Origin of the sequence: Serratia sp. P2ACOL2, assembly GCF_003691565.1 — a bacterium.
In the GTDB taxonomy this organism is placed as follows: domain Bacteria; phylum Pseudomonadota; class Gammaproteobacteria; order Enterobacterales; family Enterobacteriaceae; genus Serratia; species Serratia liquefaciens.
Window position 1 is genome coordinate 813123 of the sequence record NZ_CP033162.1, and the last position, 13613, is coordinate 826735.

A 13613-nucleotide genomic window follows, 5' to 3' on the forward strand; every position below is an offset into this window, starting at 1 on the left:
TCCGAGTGTGGTTATTATGCCATGCTCTGTTCGTTTTATGATCTCCGAGTCATTCAATTCTGGAGATCGACCATGACCCCGAAAACCTCCACAGCCCTGGTGCTCGATGCCTTGCAAAAGGTTGTCGCCGCCCCGCAACATCAGCCGACGCTGATCGCTGAGCTTTTCAGTGCGGATTACCGTCAACAGGTGGACGGCAAGACGCTGGACTACATGCAGTTTGTGCAACATATGGCGTTGCTCAAGCAGTTGACTCGCAGCATGACGCTGGAGATGGTCGCCATTGCCGGGCAGGACGATTCGGTGTTGACGCATCATAGGGTGCGGGTGGAAAAGCGCGATGGCAGCCTTAGTCTGGTTAAGGTGCTGGCGCATTTCACCGTACGTGACGGCAAAATCTGCGCCTGCGATGAACTGACGCAACTGATGGAGGGCGATCACGCCGATCGCGATCTGGGGTCACGCATGTCGGTATAAATCGCGCTGCTATACTTAATCCTGTGGAATCACACGGGAGATCAACATGCGCGAAAATAACCGACCAGGCTATCCGAGAACCGCCCGAGTGGTCGCCGTTGACCGGGGCGATCCCAGCTTGCATATGCACCGTTTCGAGGTGCGCACCGACGATATAGAACCCAACACGCTGCTCAGCGAGCATGCAACCGAGCAGGAAGCGTTGGATGCCAAGCACCGCTATGAGGACCCTGCGTTGGAAGACTAATCGTTATCCCTCAGAAACCGGCGTAAAGCCGGTTTCTTGTTTTTACCGCTATAGCCTCTGTTTTCCAGTCTTTTATTGATCATCATTTTTGTGATTTTTATCGCCCCTATGGGTGTTTCACTTCTGGGAAAAGAGATGTCCAATTCCGAGTTACAGGCGTTGTTTCAACGCCATATGCTGATGTTGTTGCAGCAGGCGTAGTCGTCTCAACCGCCTTAAACGTTATCCCAAAGACGCGTTTCGTTTTGCCTACGCTGCCGGGCGACACTTTCTATAACGGTGTGGTGGAATTAACTGTGCCGATCGATTTCAGTCTGCATAACGCTCGCTTCTGATTCTGGGGTGGCAAAGCGTATTTTGTTTGCTCAGGTGAATGGCGTTTTCAGCAGCTTGTGCTGATATTTCCCCCAGCTTAAGTAGATGTGCAAATTAATTTCCCTCATGACTTTGGCGATCTGTCCGCTATTTTATTTTCAAAAGCATCATTCTCTTTAATTTTCCGCAGCGTAAAAAATAAACTGCTTGACGATAAGTTGTGCGAGTTTTAGTTTCTAATTATCGAACAGGAACTAAGTTCCATATAGTGGAACAAGGCGTGCCATGACAACCCTGGAAAATGCCGCAGTGGTATTAAAGTTATTTTCACAACAACGAATGATGCACGGGCAACCCGGTATTTCATTCAGCGATGTGGTGAACCAACTGGCGCTGCCGAAAAGTACCGTATCGCGCCTGCTGCAGACCATGGAAACACAGGGCATGCTGGAGCGCGATCCCGACAGCAAGCTGTATAAAATCGGTCGTTTGCTGTTATCGGTTTCCAGCCACTATCTGTCGACGCCGCTGGTGGACAGCGTGGCGGCCAGCATGGTGCAGCTCAGTCAACTGACTTGCTGCACGGGTTATGTTTCGGTGCTCGAGGGGCAGGAGATCATGGTGATGCGTATGTTCCCGGGCCGTCACTTCCTCCAGGTAGTGACGCCGGCGGGCAGCCGTTCACCGGCGGCGGAAACGTCGGTGGGCAGGGCAATTTTAGCGCGTGCTAGCGATGAACAGGCTATTGCGCGCTATGCCGCGGGTTACCACGTGGCTTCGCCCAACGCCCCGCAATCGCCGGATGCGTTGTTGAGCAAGCTGGCGCAAATTCGGCGGCAGGGTTGGTCCCTGGCGCGTAACGAAACCTTGCAGGGGATCAGTTCGCTGGCGACGGCGGTGACCAATAAACACCGCAATGAGACGGTGGGGCTCTGTTTATCCTTTGCCACCCAAGCGGACGAACAACCGTTTTCTCCTGCCGTATTAGAAGCGTTGATGACGGTATCTCGGCAATTAGCGGAAAAGTTCGGTGATGATTATTGGCAACAGATCAAATAACGCATCGAAATAGTTCTGCTAGCACGGAGTAATTAATGAAAGCCAACACCAGGGAATTCGTTAGTTATTTCACTTAAGGTTACGGGTCAAAAAATTATTAATTCAAATCGTAGTTCCAAATATCGGAACTACGACGGCAGCCTGACGCCGAAAAATGACCTTTGCCATGCGCCAGCGAATATTCAGGGAAATTGACTCTATGAAATCCAATACCACCATAAATCCGTTGAAAGATATCGGTACGCTGCTGGTGATGGTGATTCTGTCCATCGTTGGGGCGATCATCGGTGTGCAGCTAATCACTACGTTGGGCGTGACCCCCAATACGTCGATCATCGGGGCGCTGTTCGCGATGCTATTGGCGCGCATTCCGCTGCAGATGTTCCAGCGTTATCGATCGGTACATACGCAAAACCTGGCGCAAACGGTGATTTCCTCCGCCACCTTTGGCGCTGCCAATTCATTGCTGATGCCCATTGCCGTGCCTTATGTGATGGGGCAGCCGCAGCTGATCCTGCCGATGTTTTGCGGTGTGGCCGTGGCAATGTTGCTTGACGCCTACCTGCTGTATCGCATGTTTGACACCAAAATCTTTCCTGCCGCCAACGCCTGGCCGCCAGGCGTTGCGGCGGCGGAAGCCATCAAGGCCGGCGATCGGGGGGGCAAACAGGCCTGGTTGCTGGTGGTGGGCGTGGCGGTGGGGATCGCCGGGTCGATGCTTAAAATCCCGATGGCGGCCTTCGGTACCGCATTTATCGGCAATATTTGGGCTTTGGGGATGTTTGGCGTCGGCCTGCTGCTGCGCGCCTACGCAGAACCTATGGCGGGTTTCGACATCAATGCGCATTTTATTCCTCATGGGGTAATGGTTGGCGCCGGATTGGTGGCGTTGATCCAGGTGGTGCAGGTGATCCGTAGCAAAAACGTCGACGCCGCCGGTTACAGCCAGGCAGATAGCGAAGTCAGCAAGGCGCTGGGGCTGGGAGCCGTTGGCTATATCGTTATCGCTGCGTTGTTGGCGTTGGCCAGCGGGCTGTATAGCGAGATGTCGCTGACCATGCTGGTGTTGTTTGTGATTTACGCTGCATTTGCTGCCTTTGTGCATGAGTTGATCGTCGGTATCGCCGCCATGCACTCTGGCTGGTTCCCGGCCTTTGCGGTGGCGCTAATCACCCTGATCATCGGCATCTTGATCGGTTTTCCGCCGGTGGCACTGTGCGTGCTGACCGGTTTTACCGCCGCCACTGGCCCGGCGTTTGCCGACATGGGGTTTGATCTGAAAGCCGGCTTTATTCTGCGCGGCTACGGCAAAGATTTGCAGCAGGAGCTGTTGGGGCGTCGCATTCAACTGTTTGCCGCCTTGATCGCCTTTGTTATTGCCATCCCGGTGGTGTACTTCGCTTATAGCAGCTACTTCCTGCAGGACCTGATCCCACCGGTAGCGCGGGTGTACGCCAAAACCATTGAGGCGGGCGCTCAGCCGGGCATTGCCTTCAGCTTGCTGATCTGGGCCATTCCCGGGGCCATCGTGCAGCTGATTGGCGGGCCCAAACGCCAGCTCGGCGTGCTGTTAGCTACGGGCCTGCTGATCAACAACGCGTTGGCGGGGTGGGCGGTGCTCCTTGGCATTGCGCTGCGCATCCTGATTATCCGTCGCTGGGGCGACAAGGGCCGCACGCCGATGGAGATCATGGCGGCCGGTTTTATTGCCGGTGACGCGTTGTACAACTTTTTCAATTCGATTTTTTCCAGCAAAGGGAAATAACCCCCCGGTTAAATTGTGAGGTCAGCCGATTATGAGTTTGCAACAAACGCTGCAGGTTTTTGAATTAATAGATAATGCCTACGTGAGCGGTCAGGACGTCGTCGATCTGTTTGCGTCTTATCCCGGCATCCGGGCCAGTACGTTGCGAGCCAGCGGACCGAAAGGCGCCACCGATTTCGTGCGCATCGATATCCCCGGCAGCGCCGGTAAAAACCAGGGTGGGGATGCGCCAACCCTGGGCATTGTCGGCCGGTTGGGCGGTATCGGTGCGCGGCCTACGCGCATCGGCTTGGTGTCCGACGGCGACGGGGCAATTGCCGCGATTGCCAGCGCGTTGAAGCTGGCAGAAATGCAGCGCAAAGGGGACGTGTTGCAGGGGGATGTCATTATCACTACCCATATTTGCCCTGACGCGCCAACCCGCCCGCACGATCCGGTCGATTTTATGGATTCGCCAATCGACGACGTGACGATGAACGACAATGAAGTGGTGGCGGAAGCCGATGCAATCTTGTCTATCGACACCACCAAAGGCAACCGCATCATCAATCACAAAGGTTACGCGCTGTCGCCGACGGTGAAAGAAGGCTACATCCTGCGGGTGGCGGAAGACTTGCTGCGGATTATGGAGATGACCAGCGGTCGTCCGGCGGTGACGTTCCCGATCACCACGCAGGACATTACGCCGTACGGCAATGGGGTGCATCACCTGAACAGCATCCTGCAACCTTCCACCGCGACTTCTGCGCCGGTGGTTGGCGTAGCGATCTGTACCGAGTCGGTGGTGCCGGGCTGCGGTACCGGTGCCAGCCATGAAGTGGATATTGCGCTGACCGTGAAGTTTGCGGTGGAAGTGGCGAAAGAGTTCGGGCGCGGTACCTGCCAGTTTTACCAGGCCGATGAATACGCGCAGCTTCTGGCGTTGTACGGCAGCCTCAGCCACCTGCAAAAAAGGAAATAACCGGATGAATGCCTCATTTGCCACGCTGACTATCGGCCAGGCGCCGCGTAACGACATCATGCCGCTGCTGTCGGCCTTTCTGCCCGCGGATCAGGTGAGGCATGTCGGGCTGTTGGACGGACTGAGCCTCAGCCAGATTGACCAAGGCTACGCTCCCATGGCCGGTGAGAAGGTGCTGGTTTCACGCTTGTTGGACGGTACGCAGGTGAGGCTGGGCGCCTCGCGGGTCGAAAAGGGATTGCAGCAGAAAATCCGTGAGCTGGAAGCCGAGGGCTGTGAAGTGATCCTGCTGCTATGCACCGGAGAATTTGGCCGACTGCACGCCGAACGCGCGCTGTTGCTGGAGCCGGATCGCATTATTCCGCCGCTGATTTCCGCCATTGTCAGCCAGCATCGGGTCGGCATTGTGGTGCCGGTAGCGGAGCAAATCAGCCAGCAAGCAGGCAAATGGCAACGGCTGGCGACGCCGCCCTGTTTCGCCGTGGCCAGTCCCTATCTGGCGGACGACGCGGTGCTGGAACGGGCGGCAAGTGAGTTGCAGCGACAAGGGGCGCAGGTGGTGGTGCTGGATTGCATCGGCTATCACCGCCAGCATCGCGATTTCCTGCAGGCGCGGCTTGAAATACCGGTGCTGCTGTCCAACGTGCTGGTCGCCAAGTTGGCGGCTGAGCTAATTAACTGATTTAATATAGAATAAATCCTTAGCCTGGCGAATGACAGCGGCTGTCTGGCGCGTTTTTATCAGCGGATCCAGAGTGGCTGGCTGATGAGCCATTGCCCGGCAGAATTTTACTCTGCGTCGCGATCGCATTTCGCGTGAAAAACCAGTGACAGATCAACCACAATCCCCCAATATGGATTTCCCATAAAGTTGATTACGCGGGTGCCAGTCTATGCTGAAAGTGAACGAGTATTTTGCCGGAAAAGTGAAGTCTATCGGTTTCGATAGTAGCAGCATCGGCCTTACCAGCGTCGGTGTGATGGAAGAGGGTGAGTACACCTTCAGCACCGCACAGCCGGAAGAAATGACCGTGATTACCGGGGCGTTGAAAGTCCTGCTGCCGGGCTCGCCGGACTGGCAGGTGTTTATGCCGGGTGAGAAGTTCTTCGTACCGGGCCACAGTGAGTTCAACCTGCAGGTTGCCGATGCAACCGCTTATCTGTGCCGTTATTTGAGCAAGTAATTCATACCCTTCTGACTTGAAGCTGCTGCGTTGTTGGCTGCATGCGCCCACCCCAGTCACTTACTTGAGTAAGCTCCTGGGGATTCCCGCACTTGCCGCCTAGCTGCAACTCCAATTAATTTGGGTATGCTATCTGTGTTGCGAAGCTACTCATGTGGAACAAAGGCGCAGCGATTTGCGCCTTTGTGTACTTAACGCTGGGCTTCACCACCCAGAGCTTCGATGGTGTTTTTGATTAACGCCGCCAACTCACTGGTCATCAGGATGAAATCGGCATCAAAACGCTGGGCGAAGTCGTCACGATCGATATCGTCATTCTGCTCACGCAGCGTATCGGCGAACTTCAGACGCTTCAACGAGCCGTCATCCGCCAGCACCAGCTGAATGCGCTCTTGCCAGTCCACTGCCAGCTTGGTTACCAGTTTGCCGGCTTCAATATGTACCGCAATTTCATCGCTGATCAGGTTTTGCTTCTTGCAGCGGATCACGCCGCCGTCTTCCAGAATCGCTTTCAGTTCCGCCTCGTCCTGAATAATAAAGCCGGCCGGCAGTTCACCTGAACGCACCCATTCGGTCAGCGTCAGCTCGATCGGGCTTTCCATGGTCAATGGCACTACCGGCAGAGAGCCCAGGCTTTTGCGCAGCAGCGCCAGGGTATCTTCCGCGCGCTTGGCGCTGGCGGCGTCAACCATGATCAGATCGTTAACGGTGTCGATCCACATAAAGGTTTGGTTAAAACGGCTAAAGGCGCGCGGCAGCAGGCTGTGCAGCACTTCGTCTTTCAGCGCGTCTTTTTCGGTTTTCTTCAGTTTACGGTGCTGTTCGCCTTCGAGGCGTTCAATTTTGGCCTGCAGCTCTTGCTTGATGACCGGCGACGGCAGGATTTTTTCTTCCTTACGTGCGCAGATGACGATCTGGCCGTTAACCGCATGCGTCAATGCGTCGCTGTGGGAGCCCATAGGGGAGACCCAGCCGGTTTTCGCCATGTCCTGGCTGCCGCACGGGGTGAAAGCAAAAGCGCTGAGCTGTTTTTCCATTTCATCCGCGTTTAGCGCAACTTCGCGGCTCAAACGGTAAACCATCAAATTCTTAAACCACAGCATAATGTTATCCCTGGCTGGGCGTGCACCTGGCACGCTTATTCATCAAAAGCAGGGCGGCATAATAACGAATCAGAGGCGAAAAATCGCCTCATTCCCTCCGAATTGCGTCGCCGTCCGCGTTTGAACGTCGTGCTCGTTGCAGCGCCAACGCCAGTTGCCGCTGGCTGAAAGGCTTACGCAGCAGTTCAACGTTTGGCAGATTTTCTTCGTGCTGACGGCGGATGTCCTGGCCGCTGATCAGCAGGGCGGTAAGCTGTGGGTTAATCTCTCGCGCCAGCCCAATCACCTGCACGCCGTCCAGTTCGCCCGGCAGCATCAGGTCGCTGATCAGTATGTCTATATCCGGCGTCTGGCGCAGCAGCGCCAAAGCTTCCTGACTGTCCGCGCTGTCCAGCGTCAGGTAGCCGAGCTGGTGCAAGTGTTCGCACAGCGTATGGCGAACGTCATTTTCGTCTTCCAGTACCAGCACCAGATTATCCGTGTTCTTGCATTCTTCGAGCTGCGGGGCGGGAACTTCCTCTATCGCCGCCGCAGGCGCTCGCGGGAGCTGCAGGCGCACCAACGTGCCTTTGCCCGGCGCGGTTTCAATCTGTACCCGTCCACCGGACTGGCGGACAAAGCCGTAAACCATCGACAGCCCCAGGCCACTGCCGCTGCCTACTGCCTTGGTGGTGAAGAAGGGTTCGAACACCTGAGCCTTCACCTCTTCCGACATGCCGCAGCCGGTATCAATCACTTCCAGCGCCACCATGTCCTGCTTTTTGCCGCCGCTGCGCACCACCCGTTGGTTGTAGATGCGAATATTCACCACGCCGCTGCGGCCTTCCATCGCATCCCGCGCGTTGACCACCAGGTTGATGAGCGCGTTCTCCAACTGATTGGCATCGATCCAGGCAGGCCAGCCAGGGCGCTGTGCCTCGATGCTCAGCGAGAGTGTGCTGGGCAGTGAATGGCGCAACAGCTCCTGCAAATTTTCCACCAGCGATTGCAGCGTGATGGCCTGCGGGTGCAGCGCCTGTTTTCGGGAAAAGGCCAGCAGCCGCTGGGTAAGCTGTGCGCCGCGTTCGGCGGCCTTCAGCGCCCGAATAATGCGCTGTTCGGTCTGTGCGTCCTGCGTTTGTTGAGTGGTCAGTTCCAGGCTGCCGATAATCACCGCCAGCAGGTTGTTGAAATCATGCGCCAGGCCGCCGGTGAGCTGGCCGACCGCCTTCATTTTCTGGCTGTGCAGCAGCGCTTCTTCCAGCGCTTTGCGCTCGGTGCGTTCCAGCACCACGTTAACTACGCCACGGTTCGGTACCGGACTGAAGCGTAGCTCTACGGTACGACCATCGCTCAGGCGCAGTTCCTGCGGCTGTGGCAGTTCGCTAGACAGGTTGGCCAGCACCGCTTCCCAACGTTGACCCGCCGGTGGCGTAACCTGCTGCAGTAGCTCGCGGTAGTGCAAGCCGCGGTGCAGCTGGTGTTCGTTGAGCCCCAGCAGCAAGGGGTATTGCGGGTTCCACACCACCAGTTGACCGTCGTTATCAAACAGCGCAAAACCGTCGCGCATCGCCAGAAAGGTGGTTTCCAACTGGGTGCTTTTTTCTTTCAGCAGGCGGGAGGTCTGCTCCAGCGAGGCGGTGTTACGGGCAAAGACGTTAAATGCCCGAGCCAGCTCGCCCAGTTCGTCGCGGCGTTGCAGCGCCGGTACGCTGACGTCACGTTCGCCGCGCGCCAGTCTCGTCATGGCACCGGCGATCGCCGTCAGGTTGGAACCGAGATTGCGGTAGATATACAGTCCGGCGAAGCCGGTAATCACCAGTGCCAGCAACGCGAACAGGCCGATAAACCAGCTTATGGAACTGAGCTCATGATGGGTTTGGTGGGTGCGCAGCTCCGACTCGTTGGCCACCTTTTGCACGTAAAGGTTGATATCGTCGTTGAGCATCGCGACTAACGCTTTGATATGGTAGGTGTAATAGGCCAGGGCCAGGTCGCTTTGCTCCAGTTCCAGCGTTTCGGGCAGCAGGCGCTGTTCGCTGAGCCGAAACTGCCGCATTTTCTCGTCTACCAGGACATCCGGGCTATGTTGCGGCCAGTAGGCCATAACGTTGTCGAGCTGCTGGGCTGCGGCCTTGGGAGTAGGGGTCTGTATGGCGATCGCCAGCAACCGGTCGATCTGGCTAAGCAGCGGCTGCGAGGGCTGGTTGAGGTTATTGCGCTGATTGAGGGTGGCGATATGCCGTAGCGTGCTCTGCGACTGATACAGCCCGCTGAGCAGGATATTGCGCTGCAGATGCCGTTGGTGTCCCAGATCCAGCATGCGCGTTACGCTGCTTTCCAGCGCGTTGCTGCGGCTGATGATGCGCTTGACCAGCGCCGGTTCGCTGTGGGCCAACGGGGCGTCTGCCAGCCGGCTGAGCGAGGTTTGCAGCACCAGTTGCGTTTGTTTCAGCCGGGCGGATTCGCTCTGGTATTCCAGCGCACCCACCACTTGCGAGAGCCGAATAGCCGCGGTCGCCACGTTGGAGGTATCCCGGCTCAGCGCCATGCTGCCGTTCATTTCTGCCAGGGTTTGCGCCTGCATCTGTTCCTGCAGCTTGCCCGCATGGTAGAAACCGAAGATCGCCACGCCGCTGACCATCAGCGTCACCGCCACCACCAGCAGATTGAACATCAACAGGCGCCCACGCGCGCCGGCAAGGAAAGGCAGTCTGCGCATCGAATCCCCCGTAACTGACTGTTCGCAGTATAAATCCCCGTCCCATTAACAATATGACAAAGATGAACGGGCGCTGACATTTTGCATTTATTTATGCGTGGTTAACTGCATGCCATCCGAACCGCAACCTGAGGTATGACGATGAGCGCGACCCCGATTCTGGAAATGCACAACATCGCCAAGAGTTTTGGTCAGTTCTATGCGCTGAAAGGCGTCAACCTGACGGTGTATCGCGGTGAGATCCACGCGCTAATGGGTGAAAACGGCGCGGGTAAAAGTACCTTAATGAAAATATTGGCCGGCGCTTATATCGCCAGCAGCGGGGAAATTTTTATCGATGGGCAGCCGTTCGCCATCAAGGGGCCAAAAGATGCCCTGGCGGCAGGCATCACGCTGATTTACCAGGAAATGAATTTGGCCCCGAATCTGACGGTGGCGGAAAACATTTTTCTGGGCAGCGAGATCCAGCGTGGCGGCCTGGTGAAGCGCGGGCAGATGTTGCTGGAAGCGCAGAAGGTGATCGATCGTTTGGGGGCGCAGTTCAGCGCCGGCGATCGCGTGATGAAATTAACCATCGCCGAGCAGCAACAGGTGGAAATCGCCCGTGCGCTGCACCGTAACAGCCGCATTTTGGTGATGGACGAGCCTACTGCGGCGCTTTCTTCACGCGAAACGCATCGACTGTTCGAGCTGATCAAACGGCTACGCGATGAAGGCATGGCAATCATTTATATCAGCCACCGCATGGCGGAGGTGTACGAGCTGTCGGATCGCGTCAGCGTGCTGCGCGACGGTCAGTATGTTGGCAGCCTGATGCGCGACAAGCTGTCCGCCAGCGAGTTGGTGCGCATGATGGTGGGCCGCCCGCTGAGCGACTTGTTCAATAAGGAACAGGGCATCCCGGTGGGGGAACCTCGCCTGACGCTGCACGGCCTGACTGACGGCAAAAAGGTGAAGCCGGTCAGCCTTCAGGTCCGCGCCGGTGAAATTGTCGGCCTTGCCGGGCTGGTGGGCGCCGGTCGTTCCGAACTGGCGCAGCTGATTTTCGGTGTGCGCAAGTCCAGCGGCGGTACGGTGGAAGTCGACGGCAAGCCGGCCAGTATCCACTCGCCGCGCGATGCCATTGCTCTGGGCATCGGCTTCCTCACCGAAAACCGCAAGGAGCAGGGGTTGTTTCTCGATCTGGCCGCGCATGAAAACATCGTGATGGCGACGCTGGAACGTGACGGGCGCTATGGCCTGCTTAATCGCCGCAAGGCGCAGCGTATTTCCAGTGACGCTATCGGCCTGCTGAATATCCGCGTGCCGCATGCTCAGGTGCGAGCCGGCGGCCTGTCCGGCGGTAATCAGCAAAAGCTGCTGATTTCACGCTGGGTAGCCATTGGCCCACGGATCCTGATCCTCGATGAACCGACACGCGGTGTGGACGTGGGGGCCAAGAGCGAGATCTATCGCATCATGAGCCAGATGGCGCAGCAGGGCGTGGCGATCCTGATGATTTCCAGTGAATTGCCTGAGGTGGTCGGCATGAGTGACCGGGTTTACGTGATGCACGAAGGCAGCATTGTCGGGGAACTGGGCGGCGGTGAGATCAGCCAGGAGAACATCATGACGCTGGCCACCGGCGTTGACACCACCCAACCGCAGGCGACTACCGCATGAATAATTCCATCCCTACGCTCAAGGAGCCGACCATGACTTCGAATCCATTGCCGCCAGGCGCAAAAAATCCGACGCTGAAACGGGCACTGTTGGGCGATATGATGCAAACCGTCGGTATCTTGCCGATATTGATCCTGATCGTCGCGGTTTTCGGCTTTGTTGCCCCGAATTTCTTTACCGATGCCAATCTGCTGAATATCGCCCGGCAGGCGTCGATCAACATCGTGTTGGCGGCGGGCATGACCTTCATCATCCTGACCGGCGGCATCGATCTTTCGGTCGGTTCGATGCTGGGCACCACCGCGGTAGTAGCGATGGCGGTGTCACTGATGCCTGGCATGGCTGGAATGTCGATCCCGCTGGCGCTGTTGGCCGGTTTGGGCATGGGGCTGTTTAATGGTTTTCTGGTGGCCTACGCTGGCCTGCCGCCGTTTATCGTCACCCTCGGTACCTACACCGCACTGCGCGGTGCCGCTTATCTGTTGGCGGACGGCACCACCATCATCAATTCCAATATCAGTTTTGAATGGATCGGCAACGCTTACCTGGGGCCTATCCCCTGGTTGGTGATTATTGCCTTTGCGGTGATTGCCGTGTGCTGGTTCATTCTGCGCCGTACCACGCTGGGGGTTCATATCTACGCGGTAGGCGGCAACATGCAGGCGGCGCGCCTGACCGGGATCAAGGTCGGTGCCGTGCTGCTGTTCGTCTATGGCATGAGCGGCCTGCTGTCCGGGTTGGGTGGGGTGATGAGCGCCTCCCGGCTTTACAGCGCCAACGGCAACCTCGGTATGGGCTATGAGCTGGATGCGATCGCCGCAGTGATTCTTGGCGGCACCAGCTTCGTCGGCGGCATCGGTACCATTACCGGCACGCTGGTAGGGGCGTTGATTATCGCCACCCTGAACAACGGCATGACGTTAATGGGCGTTTCTTATTTTTGGCAGTTGGTGATCAAAGGGGCGGTGATCATCATCGCGGTATTAATCGACAAGTACCGCACCCGCAATTATCAACACTGATCTACCCGTCCTCTTTCAAGCCGCAGCGTTGTGACTTGCACTCGCTGCCACTGGAAATCCATAGGGCAAGGTTGAGTGAGAAAGAAAGGTTGGTTGGCGCCCACCGGGGCAGGTTTTTCGTATCTCAGAAAATAATGAGGAAAACACTATGCGTTTCAAACCATTGATTACCGCTTTGCTGGTTACCGCCGCGCTCGGCAGTGCTTCGTTGGTGCAGGCGAAAGAGTTGAAATCGATAGGGGTGACGGTGGGCGATCTGGCCAACCCGTTCTTTGTGCAGATCACCAAAGGTGCGGAACTGAAAGCGCGCGAACTGGCCGGTGACAAGGTTAACGTGACGCTGGTGTCGAGTGGTTACGATCTCGGTCAACAGGTGGCGCAGATCGATAACTTTATCGCCGCCAAGGTCGATATGATCATCCTGAACGCCGCAGATTCCAAGGGTATCGGCCCGGCGGTGAAACGCGCCAAAGACGCCGGCATCGTGGTGGTGGCGGTTGACGTAGCGGCCGAAGGTGCCGATGCCACCATCACCTCGGACAACACCCAGGCCGGCGCCATGGCCTGTAAATACATCAGCGATCGCCTGAAAGAGAAAGGCAACGTGGTGATCATCAACGGCCCACCGGTGTCCGCGGTACAGAACCGGGTAGAAGGCTGCATGACCGAACTGAAGAAACACCCGGAGATCAAGCTGCTGTCCTATAACCAGAACGCCAAGGGCAGCCGCGAAGGTGGGCTGGAGATCATGACCGCGCTGTTGGCGGCCAATCCGAAGATCGACGGCGTATTCGCGATTAACGATCCTACGGCGATCGGTGCCGATCTGGCCGCCAAGCAGGCGCAGCGCAGCGAGTTCTTCATCGTTGGCGTAGACGGATCGCCAGATGGCGAAGAGGCGCTCAAGCGCGGCAACTCGCTGTTTGTGGCAACCCCTGCACAGGATCCGCAGGTGATGGCGGCCAAGGCGGTCGAGATCGGTTACGAAATTCTGCAGGGTAAACCCGCACCAACCGGGCCGGTGCTGATCCCGGTCACCATGATCGATAAAAACAATATCGGCAGCTACAAAGGCTGGACGGTGAAATAACCTGCTATCGGTGGGGTCTGCTACTCA

General features: G+C 57.0%; 12 protein-coding genes. 10 read left to right on the top strand and 2 right to left on the bottom strand.

Features of this window, described 5'->3' with window-relative positions:
- The first annotated feature begins 72 nt into the window (after window positions 1-72).
- From EBA31_RS03890 to ppnP, 7 genes are all read left to right on the top strand, one after another.
- On the top strand, window positions 73-477 hold the full coding sequence (locus tag EBA31_RS03890) for a nuclear transport factor 2 family protein (RefSeq protein WP_122077452.1): 405 nt from the start codon (window positions 73-75) through the stop codon (window positions 475-477).
- Window positions 478-523: 46 nt separating this feature from the next.
- Window positions 524-724 carry a YaiA family protein gene (locus tag EBA31_RS03895; RefSeq protein ID WP_020825429.1) on the top strand — a complete coding sequence of 67 codons (201 nt, stop codon included), beginning with the start codon at window positions 524-526 and terminating at the stop codon, window positions 722-724.
- Between the two features lie 600 nt (window positions 725-1324).
- Entirely contained in the window at window positions 1325-2098 is a 774-nt protein-coding gene (locus EBA31_RS03900; RefSeq protein WP_122077454.1) for an IclR family transcriptional regulator, read from the top strand.
- 199 nt (window positions 2099-2297) lie between these two features.
- The gene (locus EBA31_RS03905) at window positions 2298-3863 is read left to right on the top strand and encodes an OPT/YSL family transporter (protein WP_122077456.1); all 1566 of its coding nucleotides are present in this window, start codon (window positions 2298-2300) and stop codon (window positions 3861-3863) included.
- 31 nt (window positions 3864-3894) lie between these two features.
- Window positions 3895-4824 carry a DUF1177 domain-containing protein gene (locus EBA31_RS03910; RefSeq protein WP_122077458.1) on the top strand — a complete coding sequence of 310 codons (930 nt, stop codon included), beginning with the start codon at window positions 3895-3897 and terminating at the stop codon, window positions 4822-4824.
- 4 nt (window positions 4825-4828) lie between these two features.
- The gene (locus EBA31_RS03915; protein ID WP_122077460.1) at window positions 4829-5506 is read left to right on the top strand and encodes an AroM family protein; all 678 of its coding nucleotides are present in this window, start codon (window positions 4829-4831) and stop codon (window positions 5504-5506) included.
- Between the two features lie 211 nt (window positions 5507-5717).
- Window positions 5718-6008 (top strand): pyrimidine/purine nucleoside phosphorylase, encoded by a 291-nt coding sequence (gene ppnP / locus EBA31_RS03920; RefSeq protein ID WP_044548616.1) that lies wholly within the window; start codon window positions 5718-5720, stop codon window positions 6006-6008.
- A gap of 191 nt (window positions 6009-6199) precedes the next feature.
- On the opposite strand, the gene rdgC is transcribed toward ppnP, so the two are convergent.
- Window positions 6200-7111 (bottom strand): recombination-associated protein RdgC, encoded by a 912-nt coding sequence (gene rdgC, locus EBA31_RS03925; protein ID WP_020825435.1) that lies wholly within the window; start codon window positions 7109-7111, stop codon window positions 6200-6202.
- Window positions 7112-7199: 88 nt separating this feature from the next.
- The gene (locus EBA31_RS03930; protein ID WP_122077462.1) at window positions 7200-9812 is read right to left on the bottom strand and encodes an ATP-binding protein; all 2613 of its coding nucleotides are present in this window, start codon (window positions 9810-9812) and stop codon (window positions 7200-7202) included.
- Between the two features lie 141 nt (window positions 9813-9953).
- Between EBA31_RS03930 and EBA31_RS03935 the strand changes: the two genes are divergently transcribed.
- From EBA31_RS03935 to EBA31_RS03945, 3 genes are all read left to right on the top strand, one after another.
- A complete protein-coding gene (locus EBA31_RS03935) occupies window positions 9954-11474 on the top strand; it encodes a sugar ABC transporter ATP-binding protein (protein ID WP_020825437.1) in 1521 nt (506 codons plus the stop codon).
- Between the two features lie 32 nt (window positions 11475-11506).
- Entirely contained in the window at window positions 11507-12496 is a 990-nt protein-coding gene (locus EBA31_RS03940) for a ribose ABC transporter permease (protein WP_044548626.1), read from the top strand.
- 148 nt (window positions 12497-12644) lie between these two features.
- Window positions 12645-13586, top strand: a complete 942-nt coding sequence (locus EBA31_RS03945) for an ABC transporter substrate-binding protein (RefSeq protein ID WP_048759639.1) — start codon at window positions 12645-12647, stop codon at window positions 13584-13586.
- Window positions 13587-13613: the final 27 nt, after the last annotated feature.